At 64.5% G+C, this 16633-nt stretch carries 14 protein-coding genes; 9 read left to right on the top strand and 5 right to left on the bottom strand.

The window, feature by feature from the left end; translation table 11 throughout:
- Window positions 1–28: 28 nt before the first annotated feature.
- From lolA to XCC_RS10245, 3 genes are all read right to left on the bottom strand, one after another.
- Entirely contained in the window at window positions 29–700 is a 672-nt protein-coding gene (gene lolA / locus XCC_RS10255) for an outer membrane lipoprotein chaperone LolA (RefSeq protein WP_029217217.1), read from the bottom strand.
- A 64-nt stretch (window positions 701–764) separates the two neighbouring features.
- Window positions 765–2693, bottom strand: a complete 1929-nt coding sequence (locus tag XCC_RS10250; protein WP_011037137.1) for a DUF3857 domain-containing transglutaminase family protein — start codon at window positions 2691–2693, stop codon at window positions 765–767.
- A 161-nt stretch (window positions 2694–2854) separates the two neighbouring features.
- Window positions 2855–5212 (bottom strand): DNA translocase FtsK, encoded by a 2358-nt coding sequence (locus tag XCC_RS10245; RefSeq protein ID WP_011037136.1) that lies wholly within the window; start codon window positions 5210–5212, stop codon window positions 2855–2857.
- 285 nt (window positions 5213–5497) lie between these two features.
- On the opposite strand from XCC_RS10245, the gene trxB reads away from it, so the two are divergent.
- The 4 genes from trxB (at window position 5498) to infA (ending at window position 8732) form a co-directional block, all read left to right on the top strand.
- Complete coding sequence (gene trxB / locus XCC_RS10240; protein WP_011037135.1) at window positions 5498–6466, top strand: thioredoxin-disulfide reductase; 969 nt, start codon at window positions 5498–5500, stop codon at window positions 6464–6466.
- A gap of 57 nt (window positions 6467–6523) precedes the next feature.
- On the top strand, window positions 6524–7642 hold the full coding sequence (locus tag XCC_RS10235; RefSeq protein ID WP_011037134.1) for a GNAT family N-acetyltransferase: 1119 nt from the start codon (window positions 6524–6526) through the stop codon (window positions 7640–7642).
- 41 nt (window positions 7643–7683) lie between these two features.
- Window positions 7684–8433 (top strand): leucyl/phenylalanyl-tRNA--protein transferase, encoded by a 750-nt coding sequence (gene aat, locus XCC_RS10230; protein ID WP_011037133.1) that lies wholly within the window; start codon window positions 7684–7686, stop codon window positions 8431–8433.
- A gap of 80 nt (window positions 8434–8513) precedes the next feature.
- Window positions 8514–8732: a translation initiation factor IF-1 gene (infA, locus tag XCC_RS10225; RefSeq protein WP_011037132.1), complete on the top strand. Its 219-nt coding sequence runs from the start codon at window positions 8514–8516 to the stop codon at window positions 8730–8732.
- Between the two features lie 407 nt (window positions 8733–9139).
- Here the strand turns inward: infA and clpA are convergent, their stop codons facing one another.
- Complete coding sequence (gene clpA, locus XCC_RS10220) at window positions 9140–11422, bottom strand: ATP-dependent Clp protease ATP-binding subunit ClpA (RefSeq protein ID WP_011037131.1); 2283 nt, start codon at window positions 11420–11422, stop codon at window positions 9140–9142.
- Window positions 11423–11565: 143 nt separating this feature from the next.
- Window positions 11566–11886 (bottom strand): ATP-dependent Clp protease adapter ClpS, encoded by a 321-nt coding sequence (gene clpS, locus XCC_RS10215; RefSeq protein ID WP_011037130.1) that lies wholly within the window; start codon window positions 11884–11886, stop codon window positions 11566–11568.
- A gap of 292 nt (window positions 11887–12178) precedes the next feature.
- Between clpS and XCC_RS10210 the strand changes: the two genes are divergently transcribed.
- The 5 genes from XCC_RS10210 (at window position 12179) to XCC_RS10190 (ending at window position 16105) form a co-directional block, all read left to right on the top strand.
- Window positions 12179–12637, top strand: coding sequence for an NUDIX hydrolase (locus XCC_RS10210; protein ID WP_011037129.1), 459 nt, complete (start codon window positions 12179–12181; stop codon window positions 12635–12637).
- Window positions 12634–13770 carry a tRNA 2-thiouridine(34) synthase MnmA gene (gene mnmA, locus XCC_RS10205; RefSeq protein WP_011037128.1) on the top strand — a complete coding sequence of 379 codons (1137 nt, stop codon included), beginning with the start codon at window positions 12634–12636 and terminating at the stop codon, window positions 13768–13770. The genes XCC_RS10210 and mnmA overlap by 4 nt, the downstream gene beginning before the upstream one ends.
- Complete coding sequence (gene hflD / locus XCC_RS10200; RefSeq protein ID WP_029217215.1) at window positions 13770–14384, top strand: high frequency lysogenization protein HflD; 615 nt, start codon at window positions 13770–13772, stop codon at window positions 14382–14384. The genes mnmA and hflD overlap by 1 nt, the downstream gene beginning before the upstream one ends.
- A gap of 151 nt (window positions 14385–14535) precedes the next feature.
- Window positions 14536–15726: a methyl-accepting chemotaxis protein gene (locus tag XCC_RS10195; protein WP_011037126.1), complete on the top strand. Its 1191-nt coding sequence runs from the start codon at window positions 14536–14538 to the stop codon at window positions 15724–15726.
- Between the two features lie 88 nt (window positions 15727–15814).
- A complete protein-coding gene (locus tag XCC_RS10190) occupies window positions 15815–16105 on the top strand; it encodes a hypothetical protein (RefSeq protein ID WP_012438360.1) in 291 nt (96 codons plus the stop codon).
- Window positions 16106–16633 lie beyond the last annotated feature (528 nt).

Genomic DNA, 16633 nt, shown 5'->3' with positions numbered 1-16633 from the left:
CCTTCATCCCGTGCGTCCGCAGACGCATCTACTGCGCGTCGCCCACCACATCCACGCCCTTGCCCGGGGTGTAACGGAAAGTGTCGGCCGCGAATGCGGGGTTGCGCTTCCACCCGCTGAAGCTGATCGCGGTGCGCTGGCCGACTGCATCCACGACTTCCATCTTGGCCAGGCCGTCCTTGCCGAACCCCAGCGAGGCCATCTGGAAGCTGGCGTCGGTGTCGACCTTGGGCGTCAACGACAACCACTGCAGCCCATCGCGCGGCGCGGCTTCTTCGCTGACGTCGTACTGCTTGTCCAGGCGCGTCGGATCGATCAATGCCACCAGCGGGCTGTTCTGTTCTTCGCTGCCTTGTGCGCGCACGGTGACCTGCTCCAGATCGGGGTCGAACACCCAGACCTTCTTGCCATCGGCCACGATCAACTGCTTGTAGGGCTTGGCATATTCCCAACGGAACTGGCGCGGTGTTGCCAACGCAACCCGCCCGCTTGAATTTTCCTTGACCCGACCATTCGCGTCGGTCACGCGCTGGCTGAACTGTCCATCCAGCCCCTTCAAGCCACGCGTGAAGGTGTCCAGCTCCTGGCGCGCACCGGCAAAGGCGGTACTGGCGAACAGAGCAGTGGCAAGGACGGCATAACGGAGCTGGCGATGCATCGCGGTCTTCCAAAAGGACATGCGTCGATTCTGATGCTTCATAGATGAATGGGCGAGCGCTATTGCACGACATGTTCAGATGGCGGCGCTTGCGCGGCGATCCGGCTCAGTGCGCGGTATGCACCTTGGACAAATCGCCGTACACGATCTGCCCGCGAAAGCCGCGCCGCACCTGCTGGTACAACTGGCGAAACGCACGGTAATCCTGTGGCTGGCACAACGCCTGCGGGCCACGCACGGCCGCACGCTGCAGGCGATGCACGGCGGTCACCGTCTGCCCATCGCGTGTCCAGTCGACCACGTATTCGCCAGCGGCATTGCGAAAGGTGCTGCTACGCGGGATCGCAATGATCGGCACCGTGCTGGGGAAAGTCACCACATAGGTCTCTTCGCGTACGCTGTCGTTGCAGTAGAACGGGGTCAGATTGTCTTCGGCCGAGGTGGTGGTGTAGATCGCGCGGATCGATTCGGCACCGGGCATGTCCGGCAAGGTCATTCCGCCGACCACCGAAAAATCCACCGCATCCTTCGCCAGGAAGCTGTAGCGATAATTGAAGGGCGCATCCAGATCCAGCGGGTCGCCCTGGATCAGCAGATCGCCGGTGCCGTCGAAACCGGACTGGGCAAGGATCGACTCTTCGATCCGGTTGCGATTCTGCGCATTGAGCTGCACGAACATCGCGCGCAAGCCCACTTCGCCGGTCTGCCCGCTGTCGAGCGTGGTCATGCCCTGCAGGCCGCCCTGGGGCGTGAAGCGGTAGTCGGTGCGCGCGACGTAGCGATTGACCTTGCGGTCGTTCGGCGGCGTCTGCGTGACCTTGCCGTCGCGCGTATGCACCACCGGCGCGCCGAGATCGCCGGCCGGCAACTGGCCGAAGCGCGCGTACGGGTTGGTCGAATCGACATACAGATCGAATGCAGGGATGTAGGTGATGGCGTGATTGAAGCGGCCCAGCACCGGAATTTCAGGCAGTGTCGGGCCGCCCTCGGCGCCGATCAGCACCGGCGTGCTGGCGATGCCCTTGGCTGCAAGCAGAGCTTCCAGGATCACGGTGTGGTCTTTGCAATCGCCATAGTGGTTAGCCAGGATGCTATCGGCGCTGTTGGGTTCCAGCCCGCCATTGCCCAGATACACCGCCACATAGCGAATATTCCGCGCGACCCAGGCGTACAGCGCAGCTGCCTGCGCACGCGGAGCGTCGATACCGCGGGTCACTTCATCGGCCAGCGCCTGGATCGCCGGCGTCACCGCGGCAGCGCGCCCGCCCTTGACGTGATACGCCAGGCCCATCTGCGACCAGCTATCGAAGGTGCTGGCCATCAAGGTGGGGCTGAACTCCCAGGTCGCCGCGCTCCAGTTCTGGTTTTTCATCGGCGCGGTACGCTGGTAGCGCCACTCCCAGCGCGCTTGGTCGCCACGCACTACCGGCTTGTTACTGCCCTGCAGCCCGCGTGTGGAAAGATGCATCGGCAGCGACTTCGGTGCCACTAGCGTGACGACCGCATCGTCGTACTGCGCGAACACGCTGAAGGTCTCCCACAAACTAAAATAGCCTGGGAAATACGGTGTGTTCTGCGCCCGCCGCACCCGGTAGACGATGCGCGCGCCCGGCGCCAGATTCGGGAATACCACGACCTTGACCTTGCGGTCGGCATACATCGCCGCCGAGGCGCTGGAATAGCTTTCCTGGGTGTAGATCTTGTCGGCCGCCACATCCTGGCGCAGCCCTTCGGCCGTGACGGTATACGCCTGCAGCACGTCCAGCGTTTCCATCTTCTCGCTGTAGCTCAGTCGGACCTGACTGAACTGCTCCACCGCCGACTTTGTCTTGAGCAGGATCTCGTACTCGTCGGTCTCCACGCTGCTGGCGTCGGCGCGCACTTCGTAATCAGCGCGATAGCGCACGAAGCTGTAGTTGGTGTCGGCCTGCGTGCGTGCCGCAGCAGTGGGCGCTGGCCGTTGCTGGGCCTGCGCCTGGGCGAGCAACGGTACGCAGAGAAACAGCACGAACAACAACAAGGGACGATCCAACATGGGTCTCGGTCGCGGCAGGCCGGAGCGGCCCTCACTCACAGGGTAGCCGTTGTGCCCGGCAATGACAGGCACGGACTTCCAACAATGCCGCATTGCTGCACGCGGCGAGGTTCCTGAATCGAAAACGCACCAGTGGCAGCGTGCACCGATACCGCAGGCACTCACTTGGGCGGTGGCGGCGCCAGCACGGTGCGGTCGCCGTTGTGTTCGGGCGGGCTGACCACGCCCGCCGCCTCCATCGCCTCGATCAACCGCGCAGCGCGGTTGTAGCCGATCTTCAAGCGACGTTGCACGCCCGAAATGGACGCGCGCCGGGTCTCGGTAACGATGCGCAGTGCCTCGTCGTACAGCGGGTCGGATTCGTCGCCACCGCCGCCACTGCTTTCCGGCAACCCGGTCGCGCCAACCACGGTGCCATCGCCCATGGTCTGCACTTCGTCCAGCACGCCGTCCACATACGCCACTGGCCCGCTGGCCTTGAGATGCTCGACCACCCGATGCACTTCTTCGTCGCTGACGAAGGCGCCATGCACGCGGTCCGGCAACGCTGTGCCCGGCGGCAGGTACAGCATGTCGCCGTTGCCCAGCAGCGCTTCTGCACCGGACTGATCCAGGATGGTGCGCGAGTCGATCTTGGAGCTGACCTGGAACGCCACGCGGGTCGGGATATTGGCCTTGATCAGGCCGGTGATCACATCCACGGACGGGCGTTGGGTGGCCAGAATGAGGTGGATGCCGGCCGCACGTGCCTTCTGTGCCAGGCGCGCAATGAGCTCTTCGACCTTCTTGCCGACGATCATCATCATGTCGGCGAATTCGTCGATGAAGATGACAATGAACGGCAGCGTTTCCAGCGGCCGCGGCGCTTCACCCAGTTCCGGGTTCGGCTTGAACAGCGGGTCCATCATCGGCTGGCCGGCGTCCTCGGCATCCTTGACCTTCTTGTTGAAGCCGGCCAGGTTGCGCACGCCCACCGCGCTCATCAGTTTGTAGCGGCGCTCCATCTCGGCCACGCACCAGCGCAGGCCGTTGGCGGCCTCCTTCATGTCTGTGACCACCGGCGCCAGCAGATGCGGGATGCCCTGATAGACGCTCAGTTCGAGCATCTTCGGGTCGATCATCAGCATCCGCAGTTCCTTGTGCGAGGCCTTGAACAGCAGGCTCAGCACCATCGCGTTGACCGCCACCGACTTGCCCGAACCAGTGGTACCGGCCACCAGCAAGTGCGGCATGCGCGCCAGATCGGCGACCGTCGGGCGGCCGGCGATGTCCTTGCCCAGGGCCAGCGTCAGCGGGCTGGCCGACTTGTCGTATTCCTTGGAGCGCAGCAACTCGGACAGGAAGATCATTTCGCGAGTGACGTTGGGGATCTCCAACCCCACCACCGACTTGCCCGGAATCACGTCCACCACGCGCACCGACTTCACCGACAACCCGCGTGCGATGTCCTTGTCCAGCGAACTGATCTGGCTGACCTTTACGCCGGGCGCGGGCTCGATCTCGAACCGGGTAATCACCGGGCCCGGATACGCACCGACCACCTGCGCCTCGATGCGGAAATCCTTGAGCTTGAATTCGATCTGCCGCGACAGCGTTTCCAGCGTCTCTTCCGAATACCCCTTGGCCTGCGGCTTGGGGTCGTCCAGCAGCGCGAGCGGCGGCAGATCCGAGCCGTCAGTGCTGACGCCCTGGAACATCGGGATCTGGGTATCGCGCTTGGCGCGCTCGCTCTTTTCCACCACCGGTGCCGGCGGCGGCTCGATCTTGACCGGCTCGCGCTTGGCCTGCTTGACCGCATCGACCTTGCGCACTTCTTCGCGTTCTTCGCGCATCACGCGGGTCTGCTGCCACTCGGTCGCCTGATGCGACTTGCGCTGCAGCAACGGTCCCAGCGCCAGCACCCACTTGCCGATGCGCTCCATCACCACGAACCACGACAACCCGGTCGCCAGCGTGATCGACACCAGCAGCAGCACCACCACGAACAGGTTCGCCCCCAGCGCACCGAACCCGGCGCTGAGCGAATTGCTCACCAGCCGGCCCAGGATGCCGCCCGCGCCAGCCACGTCGCCATTGAACAGGCGCAGGTGCAGGAAGCCGGTCGAGGCAATCAGGAAGCCGACCATGCCGACCAGGCGCAAGGCCGGGCCCAGGTCGGCCTCGGCCTGCCCTTCCTTGTCCATGCCGAACAAGGCGATCCAGGCCACTGCGCCCAGCACCACCGGCAATAGGAAGGCCACGTAGCCAAACAGCTGCAGCAGCACATCGGCAATCCAGGCGCCTACCCGGCCGCCCATGTTGTGCACCGGTGCGACCACGCTGCCGGTCTGCGACCAGCCCGGGTCCGCCGCCGAATAGGTGAACAGGCTCGCCAACAGGTACAGCAACAGCGGCGCAACCGCGATCAGCGCCAGATCGCGCCAGAGCTTCTGCCGACGGGGAGTGTCCGCGGCCGCCGGCTTGCGCGACGACGACTTGCCCTCTGCGGGCTTGCTGCGTTCGGGAACCTGCTTTGCCACCTGTAGCCAGACCTTAGAAAAATGCTGTTAGTGGTTGATAATAAACGACTGAGTGCACAGTTTCAGCAGCCACGCATCGGATCGCCAGCAACCTACGCCGCAGCCAACGAAAAACGCCGCACAGGGCGGCGTCGAAAGCGCGAATGGGGATGACCATGCCATCGGCGGTCCAAGCAGTTCCATCGCGCCGCCTTGATTCACCGGGTGGGGACCGCCACTCTATGCCGCCACAGGGGCGCTGATTGCACCGCGCCAACCCTGCCTTTTCCTAGATCGCGAGTATACATGAGCGCCTCCTCTGCCAGTCCCGCCAAGCATTCCCGCCTGCTGATCCTCGGCTCCGGCCCGGCCGGCTGGACCGCCGCGGTCTACGCCGCCCGCGCCAACCTCAAGCCGGTAGTGATCACCGGGCTGCAGCAAGGCGGCCAGCTGATGACCACCACCGAGGTGGACAACTGGCCGGGCGACCCCCACGGCTTGATGGGCCCGGACCTGATGAGCCGCATGCAGGCGCATGCCGAGCGTTTCGATACTGAGGTCATCTTCGACCACATCCATACCGCCGACCTGTCGCAGCGCCCGTTCCGGCTGATCGGCGACAGTGCCGAGTACACCTGCGACGCATTGATCATCGCCACCGGCGCGACCGCCAAGTACCTGGGCATCCCCACCGAAGAAGCGTTCAAGGGCCGCGGAGTGTCCGCCTGCGCCACCTGCGACGGCTTCTTCTACAAGGACCAGGACGTGGTCGTGGTCGGCGGCGGCAACACCGCGGTCGAAGAAGCGCTGTACCTGTCCAACATTGCCCGCAAGGTCTACCTGGTGCACCGCCGCGACACGCTGCGCGCCGAAAAGATCATGCAGGACAAGCTGTTCGCCAAGGTGGCGGCCGGCAAGATCGAAACCGTCTGGCACCACGCCATCGAAGAAGTGCTGGGCAACGATGCCGGCGTGACCGGCGTGCGGGTCAAGTCCACCCTCGACGGCAGCACCCGCGACATCGACGCGCACGGCTTCTTTGTCGCCATCGGTCACCACCCCAACACGCAGCTATTCGACGGCCAGCTGGCCATGAACAACGGCTACCTGGAGATCCGCTCCGGCCTGAACGGCGCGGCGACCGAGACCTCGGTGGCCGGCGTGTTCGCAGCCGGCGACGTCGCCGACCAGCATTATCGCCAGGCCATCACGTCGGCTGGTTTCGGCTGCATGGCCGCGCTGGATGCCGAACGGTATCTGGACAAGAGCGCCTGAGGTGATGGCTGGGCGACGGCCCCACCCGCAGGCCCCTTGCGCTAGAGGGGCAGCGGCGTGAGCGTGACTGCGCGCTGGTGCCGCCAGCTTGCGGAGATACCTGCCGGCGCCTGGGACAGCCTGCATGACGGCGCGCACCCCTTCGTTTCCTACGCCTTCCTCGAAGGCATGGAGCGCGAAGGCTGCCTTCGCCCGGACTGGGGCTGGCAGGCACTGCACCTGACGTTATGGGACGGCGACGCCCTGGTCGCCGCTGCCCCGGGCTACCTCAAGAACAACTCCCATGGCGAGTTCGTGTTCGACCACGCCTGGGCACATGCCTATGCCCGCTACGGCCAAAACTACTTCCCCAAGTGGCTGTGCGGGGTGCCGTACTCGCCGGTGACCGGCCCCCGCCTGCTGGGCGACCCGCGCTGGCATACGCACCTGCTCGACGGCATGCGCACGCTGGTGGAAAGCGCCAGCCTGTCGTCTGCGCACGTCAATTTCTATCCCGCCAACGAGGACGCGGCATTCACCGCAGAGTGGCTGGAGCGCAACGACCTGCAATACCACTGGCACAACGCGACCGGCTGGGCCGACTTCGAGGCCTACTTGGGCGCGATGAACCACAAGCACCGCAAGAACATCCGCCAGGAGCGCGCCAAGGTGCAGCGCGCCGGGGTGCGTTTTCGTGTGCTGCATGGTGACGAGGCTAGTGCGGACGAGCTGCAGGCCATGTACGGCTTCTACCTCAAGACCTTCGAGGAATACGGCAACTCCCCCGCGCTAACGCCCGAATTCCTGCAGCACCTGGCGCAGCACCTGCCGCGGCAGCTGGTGATGTTCCTGGCCGAGCTGGACGGGCAACCCATCGCCGGGGCGCTATGCCTACGCGGCGGCGACACCCTGTACGGCCGCTACTGGGGCGGCGAAGCACTGCCTGGCCTGCATTTTGAAACCTGCTACTACCAGGGCATCGAGTATTGCCTGCGCGAAGGCCTGACCCGCTTCGAACCCGGCGCCCAGGGGCAACACAAGATTGCGCGCGGCTTCCTGCCCACCCTGGTGCGCAGCCGCCACTGGATTGCCGACCCCGGCTTCCGTGAGCCGCTGGCGCAGTGGTGCGCCGATGAGCGCGCCGCCGTGGCCCAGCATGCCGTCGAGCTGGCCGACCACAGCCCGTTCCGCGACTGACGACGTCGCCGCAGCGCAGACCGCGCCGCTAGACTCTGCGCATGTCGCGCACCCTGCCCCATCTGTTGTCATCGGATCCTGCAAGCCCGTTCCCACCCGCCGAGCACGCCTTGCGCGAGCCCGATGGGCTGCTCGCCATCGGCGGCGACCTGCACCCGCAGCGGCTACTCAACGCCTACGCGCACGGAATCTTTCCCTGGTTCTCCGACGGCCAACCGCTGCTGTGGTGGAGCCCGAACCCGCGCACCGTGTTTCGCACCGACGCCATCCACTTGTCGTCCCGCTTCAGGCGGCAGCTGCGCACGTGCACCTGGACCCTGCGCGCCGACACCGCATTTGCGCAGGTCATCGCCGCCTGCGCGTTGAGTCCGCGCCCTGGCCAGGACGGCACCTGGATTACCGACCAGATGCAGGAGGCCTACCTGGACCTGCACAGACGCGGATACGCGCATTCAGTGGAAGTGTTTGACGGCGCGCGTCTGGTGGGCGGCATCTATGGGGTTGCGATCGGCCAGATGTTCTTCGGCGAAAGCATGTTCAGCGGCGCCAGTGGCGGCTCCAAGATTGCACTGGCAGCGCTCGCCGCCGAACTGCATGGCCTCGGCTGGCCACTGATCGATGCACAGGTGGAAAACCCGCACCTGATGCGCCTGGGCGCACAACGCCTGCAACGCGAGCAGTTCCTGCAGCACGTAGCCACCCAGGTCGCATTGCCCGAGCCACCTGGCAGCTGGACGCAACGCTATGGCGAACGGCACGCAAGCGCGCTTGCAGGAGTCCGCTTAACATAAAATTTGCGCCTCGGCGAGATGGAGCGTAAAATGCTGTCCCTTACGGCCCTGCCGGGCCAACCGTGATTGCACAGGATTACATGTCGAAAGACGACTCCATTGAATTCGAAGGCAGCGTCAGCGAGACGCTCCCCAACACCACGTTCCGGGTCAAGCTGGAAAACGGGTATGAAATCATCGCCCACATCTCCGGCCGTATGCGCAAGAACTACATCCGCATCCTCACCGGCGACCGTGTCAAAGTTGAGATGACGCCGTACGACCTCACCAAGGGCCGTATTACCTACCGCATGAAGTAAGCGGTTCTGGTATCAAGACGCGAAGCGGCCAAGTGCCGCTTTTTGTCGTGCCTGGAGTTTTATTTTCTGCCCGTGCGGTCGCGTTACATGGGCAGGCTTTCGCCTGCGCGCTGATCTGTGCGTTGACGTTTTCGGCGGCCGATAGCGCAGCTGCGTGACGCAGCCGCAGAGGAGCGGGCGCCGGCGTCGGCGCATCATGGCGTCCAAGTGCGGGAAGATCGCCGTAAACCACCTAGGCGCCATGCGCTGCGTACAACCCTGAGCCGCGCTGCAGCGGTCGAACAGTCACATGGTCTGCTCCAGCAGTACGCCAGAACAGTGCCGCTCCAGCTCCAGCTCCAGCGCCTTCAACACAAAAAAGCCGCTCTTTCGAGCGGCTTTTCTCTAGCAGCGACCAATCGCAACGATCAATCAACCGTAGCCGGCAACAGGCGCTCCGGTTCCGGATGCGCTTCGACCACCAACTCGCCATCCTTGACGTCGATATTGACGCGGCCACCTTCCACCAGCTTGCCGAACAGCAACTCGTCGGCCAGCGGGCGCTTGATCTTCTCCTGGATCACGCGCGACATCGGGCGCGCACCCATCAGCGGATCGAAGCCATGCTGGGCCAGCCAGTCGCGCGCGGTCGGCGTGGCCGACAGCGACACGTGCTTTTCCTGCAACAGCATTTCCAGCTCGATGATGAACTTGTCCACCACCCGCAGGATGTGGTCAAAGCCCAGCGGCTGGAACTGCACGATCGCATCCAGACGGTTGCGGAACTCTGGCGTAAAACCGCGGCGAATCGATTCCATCGCATCGGTGGAATGATCCTGCTTGGTAAAGCCGATCGAACGACGCGAGGCCTGCGTGGCACCGGCGTTGGTCGTCATCACCAGGATCACGTTCTTGAAGTTCGCTTCGCGCCCGTTGGTATCGGTGAGGATGCCGCGGTCCATGACCTGCAACAGGATGTTGAAGATGTCCGGGTGCGCCTTCTCCACCTCGTCCAACAGCAGCACGCAGTGCGGCGTCTTGACGATCTTCTCGGTCAGCAGACCGCCCTGATCGAAGCCGACATAGCCCGGAGGCGCACCGATGAGACGACTGATCGAATGCGCTTCCATGTACTCGGACATGTCGAACCGCACCAGCTCAATACCCAATTGCAGCGCGAGCTGCTTGGTGACCTCGGTCTTGCCCACACCGGTCGGGCCGGCGAACAGGAAGTTGCCGATCGGCTTCTCCGGATTGGCCAGGCCCGAGCGCGCCAGCTTGATCGAGCCAGCCAGCGTTTCGATCGCCGGGTTCTGCCCGAAGATCACCATCTTGAGATTGCGTTCCAGATGCTGCAGCACGTCCTTGTCGGTCGCGCTGACCTGCTTGGCTGGAATACGCGCCATCTTGGCCACGATGGTCTCGATCTCTTGGATGTCGATGAGCTCCTTGCGCTGCCCTTCGGGCAACAGACGCTGGCGCGCACCGGCTTCGTCGATCACGTCGATGGCCTTGTCCGGCAGCAGACGGTCGCCAATGTGCTTGACTGAGAGATCCACCGCCGCCTGCAACGCATCATCGGCATAGGTCACGCCGTGGTGCGCTTCGTACTTGGGCTTGAGGCCCTGCAGGATTTCGAAGGTTTCACCGACGGTCGGCTCGACGATGTCGATCTTCTGGAAGCGGCGTGCCAGGGCACGGTCCTTCTCGAAGATGCCGCGGTATTCCTGGAACGTGGTCGAGCCGATGCAGCGCAGCTCGCCCGACGCCAGTGCCGGCTTGATCAGGTTGGAGGCGTCCATGGTGCCGCCCGACGCCGAGCCCGCACCAATAATGGTGTGGATCTCGTCGATGAACAGCACCGCGTTCGGCACCTTTTTCAGCGCCGTCAACACGCCCTTGAGGCGCTTTTCGAAGTCGCCGCGGTACTTGGTGCCTGCGACCAGTGCGCCAAGGTCGAGCGAGAAGATCACCGCGTCGGCCAGCACTTCCGGCACGTCGGCATCGACGATGCGCTTGGCCAGGCCTTCGGCGATCGCGGTCTTGCCCACGCCGGCCTCGCCCACGTACAGCGGATTGTTCTTGCGGCGGCGGCACAGGACCTGGATGGTGCGTTCGATCTCGTCCGCACGCCCGACGAGCGGGTCGATCTTGCCGTTACGGGCATGATCGTTCAGGTTGGTGGCGTACTCGGCCAGGGCGTCGCCCTTGCCTTCGCCCTCGCCCGCATCGCTCTTGGGCTCACCATCGGAGGCGGACGGCTGCTCGCCGTCTTCACCCAGCTTGGCGATGCCGTGCGAGAGGTAATTGACGATATCCAGGCGGGTGATGTCCTGCTGATTCAGGAAGTACACCGCATGTGAGTCTTTTTCGCCGAAGATCGCCACCAACACATTGGCACCGGTGACCTCCTTCTTGCCGGAAGACTGCACGTGGTAGACGGCGCGTTGCAGCACGCGCTGGAAGCCCAGGGTGGGCTGCGTGTCGCGGCCATCGTCCTCGGCCAGGCGCGAGACCGAGGCCTCGATCGCCTGTTCCAGGTCAGTGTGCAGACGCACCTGGTCCGCACCGCAGGCCTTCAAGACGGCTTGCGCGGAGGGATTGTCCAGCAGCGAGAGCAGCAGGTGTTCGACGGTCATGAATTCATGCCGCGCCTCACGGGCTCGCTTGTAGCACTGGCCGATGGTTTGCTCTAGGTCTTTGCTGAACATTGGTAACTCCGAACGGCTGTTGCCAACAATATGCGGCTTTTGTTGGGATTTTCCACAACCCTATCGGATAGGCATGTTCAGACGGCGTTAGCACGCCATTGCAGCAACACCGTTGCACTGCTGGAATGATCCAGCCAGACCGCTCAGGCCTGCTCCATCGTGCACAGCAGCGGGTGCTGGTTCATGCGCGAGAATTCGTTGACCTGGGCCACTTTGGATTCGGCAACCTCGCGGCTGTAGACGCCGCAGACGCCGCGCCCCCGCGTATGGACATGCAGCATCACCTGGGTGGCACGCTCCAGCTCCAGGTTGAAGAACTGCTGCAGCACGGTCACCACGAAGTCCATCGGGGTGTAGTCATCATTCAGCAGGAGCACCTGGTAGCGCGGCGGTGGCGCCACCTCGGGCTTGCTGGTCTCAACCACTAGGCCGTGGTCGTGTTCGTGGGAGGTCTTACGAGGCATCCGGCCATTATACGGTCCCGCGCCCTCCGCATTGGACGATTTGGCCCCGCGCCCGCACAATTTACGCCTGTTCTCCGGCCGGCCACTGATGACGTCTTCCACCACTGCGTTGCAATGGCACGCTCCGTGGCGCACTGCGCTACTGCCGGCATCCGCATTGGCGGCATGCAGTGTTGCACTGCGCCGCACTGCGGATGCCCCACCTAGCGCCCGCTGCGATCGGTGGACGGCGCTTGTTTCCTGTGCGGCGCGGATCAATCTCCAGCCTGCCACTTCCTGGACCCAGTGACTGATGACGCTTCAAGAAACCCGCTGGCACCCCGATGTCACCGTGGCCACCGTGGTGGTCCGTGACGGCCGCTTTTTGCAGGTGGAAGAATCCATCGGGGGGCGCCTGCTGTTGAACCAGCCCGCCGGGCATCTGGAGCCGGACGAAAGCCTGCTGCAGGCGGCCGTGCGCGAGACCCTGGAGGAAACCGGCTGGGACGTGCGCCTGACCCAGTTCATCGGAACCTATCAATGGGTGGCGCCCACCGGGCAGTGCTTCCTGCGCTTTGCCTTCGTCGCCGATGCCCTCGCCCATCATCCCGAACGCAGCCTGGACACGGGTGTGGTGCGCGCGCTGTGGATGACGCCCGAGGAACTGCGCGCTGCCAGCGATCGGCTGCGCAGCCCGCTGGTGTGGGAGGTGGTGGCCGACTACCTGGCCGGGCAACGCCATCCGCTTGCGCTGGTACGGCACGTCGCATGAGCACGCCGCGGACCATCGTAGGGGTGTCGGGCGGCGTGGATTCGTCGGTGGCGGCATGGAAGCTGGCCCAGGACGGCGAGCCGATCGCCGGCCTGTTCATGCAGAACTGGGCCGACGATGGCAGCGGCGACTGCCGTGCCGAGGACGACCGGCGCGATGCGGTGGCTGTCTGCGGCGTGCTGGGTATTCCCTTCCATTTCCGGGATTTCTCCGGCGAGTACTGGAGCGGCGTGTTCGAGCATTTTCTGGCCGAATACGCAGCCGGACGCACGCCGAACCCGGACGTGCTGTGCAACCGCGAGGTCAAGTTCAAGCACTTCCTGGAGGCTGCCCAGGCGCTGGGCGCCGAGCGGATCGCCACCGGCCACTACGCGCGCGTGGCGCATCTGGGCGGGCGCTGGCGGCTGCTGCGCGGCGCCGACCGCAACAAGGATCAGAGCTACTTTTTGCACCAGTTGGGCCAGAGCCAGCTGGCGGCCACGCTGTTCCCGATCGGCGAGCTGGAAAAGAGCGCGCTGCGCCGCATCGCCCAGGACGCCGGCCTGCCGACGCATGCCAAGAAGGATTCGACCGGCATTTGTTTCATTGGCGAACGCGACTTCCGCGAATTCCTGGGCCGTTATCTGCCCGCCCGCACCGGCGAGATCCGTGACCCGCAGGGGCAGCGAATTGCCGAGCATCCGGGGGTGTTCTATTTCACCCTGGGCCAGCGCGAAGGCCTGAATATCGGCGGCGTGCGTGGGCGTGCCGCAGCGCCCTGGTATGTGGTGGGCAAGGATGTGGGCAGCAACGTGCTGTATGTGGACCAGGACCGCGACAGCCCGCTACTGCAGTCCCGTTGGCTGCAGTCCGAGCAGGCGCACTGGGTCACCGGCGCGCCGCCGGCGCGCAGTTTCAGCTGCACCGCGCAAACCCGCTACCGGCAGCCGGATGAGCCCTGCACCGTCACCGTCCAGGACGACGGCACGCTGCAGGTGAACTTTGAGCGGCCGCAACGCGCAGTGACGCCGGGGCAGTCGCTGGTGCTGTACGACGGCGAGGAATGCCTGGGCGGTGCGGTCATTGCCGCCACCGATGCGCCGCTGGAACGCCAGCTGGCGGGATCTTCTTTTTCTTCCGAGGTAGTGGCTTGATGAGTTCTTCCATGGATCACCGTGTGCTGGCGCTGGCCGGCGTCGCTCAGGCCTTGCAGCAGGTGCGGCGGATCGCCGAGACCGGGCATTCGGAAGCGGCAACGGTTCGCACTGCCGTGGACAGCGTATTCCGGGTGGACGCCGCAACGCCCGAGGGCGTGTATGGCTCCTCGGCCGATGTGGCGCCAGGCCTGCGCCTGCTGCACAACTATTTCACCAACCAGGGCAAGGACGACATGCTGCCGCGGCTGGCCCTGGCGGTGCTGCAACTGGAGCGGCGCTTCGTGCGCGACCATTCCACGGTCGAGACCGTCTCCAAGGGCATCGAGGCGGCCGCCCGCCAGGCCCAGACCTTGGGCGACAGCGCGCACCCGGATGTGCTGAGCGCGCTTGGCGCCCTGTATGCGCAGACCATCAGCCACTTGCGCCCCAAGGTCATGGTGCAGGGCAACCCGCACTACCTGGGCCAGGCCGGCGTGGTCGCCGAGATCCGCGCGCTGCTGCTGGCCGCGGTGCGCTCGGCGGTGCTGTGGCGGCAGATGGGCGGCAGCCTGTGGGATTTCCTGTTCGCCAAGCGTGCCATGATCGAGGCGGTGGCGCGCGCGCTGCGTTGATTGCGCAGGTCGCCTGCGTGGCGTGAGACACGCGCAGGCAGTGGGCACACAGGTGTGATGCAGTTGAATGGCGTGCAGCGACGTGGTGATCGTCGCTAAAGACAAAGGGGGTACGGCCGATACAGCAACCGTGACTCTGCCGAGAACGCCCATGTATTCACGTCCACTTATCCGTCTGGCCGCCCCTTTGGCCCTGACCTTGCTGTTTCCCTTCGCCGTTGGATTCGACTGGCCCGCTTCGGTGCGCTGGGCGATCCTGGTGACCATGACCCTCAGTTGGTTGGGTTTCGCTGCCTGGGTGACGTATTCCCAGTTCCGGCGTAATCCGGACCAGATCCGCATCCTGCGCGAGCAGGACCAGTTGCTCAACGAACTGCGTACGTTCGTCAGCAACGAAGTCGACGGTTCGCGCTCCGAAGTGGAACGCGCCCGTGAACTGATCCGCCAGGCCGTGTCCGGTCTGGGTGGCAGCTTCGAATCGATGAACCGCAAGTCGCGCCAGCAGAGCCAGGCATTGGCCCGCATCGTCGACCGTGCCGGTGACGACGGCAGTGCCGGCGTCGACGTGGCCCGCTTCGCCCAGCACGCCAGCTCCCGCATGGAGCAGTTGGTGGAAGCGCTGGAACAGGTCAGCGGCCAGAGCACCAACACGGTGCACCACATCGACGAGATGGCCCAGCACCTGGATGGCATCTTTGCGCTGCTGGAAGACGTCAAGTCGATCGCCGACCAGACCAACCTGCTGGCCTTGAACGCCGCCATCGAAGCAGCGCGTGCCGGTGAAGCCGGTCGTGGCTTCGCGGTGGTCGCCGACGAGGTGCGCAACCTGTCCGAGCGCTCCACTACCTTCAACGAACAGATCCGCAAGCTGGCACACAGCTCCAAGGAATCGATCGCCAAGGTACGTGAAACGGTCTCGCAGCTGGCCTCTCGTCACATGGACCGCTCCCGCGAGGCGCGCCATGAATCGGCCGCGATGCTGGAGAACGTTGCGCAGATCAACGCCTCGTTGGGCGATGGCATGCGCGAGATCTCCGAGTGCGCACGCTCCATCGATGGCAGCGTGGCCGAAGCGGTGCGTGCCCTGCAGTTCGAGGACATCGCCACGCAGACGCTGAGCGGTATCCACACCCACCTGGATCGCCTCACCGCGATCAACCGCGAAGCCACGGCGCTGCAGGAACTGCTGCATCGCAATGGCGGCGTGTACGACAGCGACCTGGTTGCGTCGCTGGCCAAGGTGTCCAGCCGTCTGCGCGACATGCGTGTGGAGTGGGAACGCCCGCCGCACAAGCCGGTCGCACAGCAGGGCATGGGCGCTGGCACGGTCGAGTTGTTCTGAGACCGATGCCACGTACTGCCTGATCCCGACATTCCCCGGTCTTCCCGGGGATTTGTCGTTCCGCACGACCCTTCGATACGCCACGACCATGACCCTTTCCGTCTCGCTCCCAGAACCGCGCACCGATGTCGCTCTTGCGGCGGCCGCTGCCACCGCAGCGGCGCAGGCCGAGCGCATCGCCCACAGCGAAGCTGCCCGCCCCGCGCTGCGTAGCGTGCGCCTGCCGGCCGCGCTGGAACAGTTGGAACGTGCTGCCCGTGCGGAAGTACGGGCAATGCAGCACCCACGCCGCAGCTGCAGCGAAGAAGAACTGCTGTTGGCGACCGTGGCTTGGGATATGGGGCTGGATGGCGCCGCTGTCGGCGTTTCTGCACGCTGACGGTTACACGACGGCGTGGTTCCTCGGCAGGCGCCCCGCCGGTTGTTTTCAATGCCCGACATTGAGTGCTTCTGCATCAGACCGTGCTAATGGCTTTGGTGTGAGCAAGCAGCGCCATTTCATGCAGCATCAGGGTGAGTTCTCCCCTGCCCGTCTGCACGATGTCTTCTTATGACGTCTACAGCTTCGACTAATGCTCCGATCAGCTGATCTGCGGCTTGGCTGCTAAATGGTTGCTCGCCCAGCATCGCTAGGTATGCCGTGAATCCTCGGATGGAGGATCAATGCGGCATTGTTCTTCGTGCTGCTGGGTTGCTCTGCAGCGATCGCGCGCCTTCAGATCGCGCGACTGCTAGCGAGCAGGGAACGATCGAGTTTGCTGCGGGGCCCTTGCCGGCCCACCATTGCGGGACACGCCGTGAATCCATCCATGGAGGCTCTTATGCGGCATCCATGCTGCATAAGGTCCCGCAACAGTGCGGCCGGCAAGGACCATTCAAGATTGTCGGTTTGCAAGGTCAAGAGCAC

Source organism: Xanthomonas campestris pv. campestris str. ATCC 33913 (assembly GCF_000007145.1).
GTDB classification, from domain to species: Bacteria; Pseudomonadota; Gammaproteobacteria; order Xanthomonadales; family Xanthomonadaceae; genus Xanthomonas; species Xanthomonas campestris.
Note: the sequence above shows the minus strand (reverse complement) of the source record. Positions and strands in the feature narration are given on the sequence as shown.

Coding starts and splice junctions, on each gene's coding strand:
- XCC_RS10190 (WP_012438360.1), top strand. CDS start 15,815: ATGACCCTTTCCGTCTCGCTCCCAGAACCGCGCACCGATGTCGCTCTT.
- lolA (WP_029217217.1), bottom strand. CDS start 700: ATGAAGCATCAGAATCGACGCATGTCCTTTTGGAAGACCGCGATGCAT.
- hflD (WP_029217215.1), top strand. CDS start 13,770: ATGAGTTCTTCCATGGATCACCGTGTGCTGGCGCTGGCCGGCGTCGCT.
- clpS (WP_011037130.1), bottom strand. CDS start 11,886: ATGCCTCGTAAGACCTCCCACGAACACGACCACGGCCTAGTGGTTGAG.
- trxB (WP_011037135.1), top strand. CDS start 5,498: ATGAGCGCCTCCTCTGCCAGTCCCGCCAAGCATTCCCGCCTGCTGATC.
- infA (WP_011037132.1), top strand. CDS start 8,514: ATGTCGAAAGACGACTCCATTGAATTCGAAGGCAGCGTCAGCGAGACG.
- XCC_RS10210 (WP_011037129.1), top strand. CDS start 12,179: ATGACGCTTCAAGAAACCCGCTGGCACCCCGATGTCACCGTGGCCACC.
- mnmA (WP_011037128.1), top strand. CDS start 12,634: ATGAGCACGCCGCGGACCATCGTAGGGGTGTCGGGCGGCGTGGATTCG.
- clpA (WP_011037131.1), bottom strand. CDS start 11,422: ATGTTCAGCAAAGACCTAGAGCAAACCATCGGCCAGTGCTACAAGCGA.
- XCC_RS10250 (WP_011037137.1), bottom strand. CDS start 2,693: ATGTTGGATCGTCCCTTGTTGTTGTTCGTGCTGTTTCTCTGCGTACCG.
- XCC_RS10195 (WP_011037126.1), top strand. CDS start 14,536: ATGTATTCACGTCCACTTATCCGTCTGGCCGCCCCTTTGGCCCTGACC.
- aat (WP_011037133.1), top strand. CDS start 7,684: ATGTCGCGCACCCTGCCCCATCTGTTGTCATCGGATCCTGCAAGCCCG.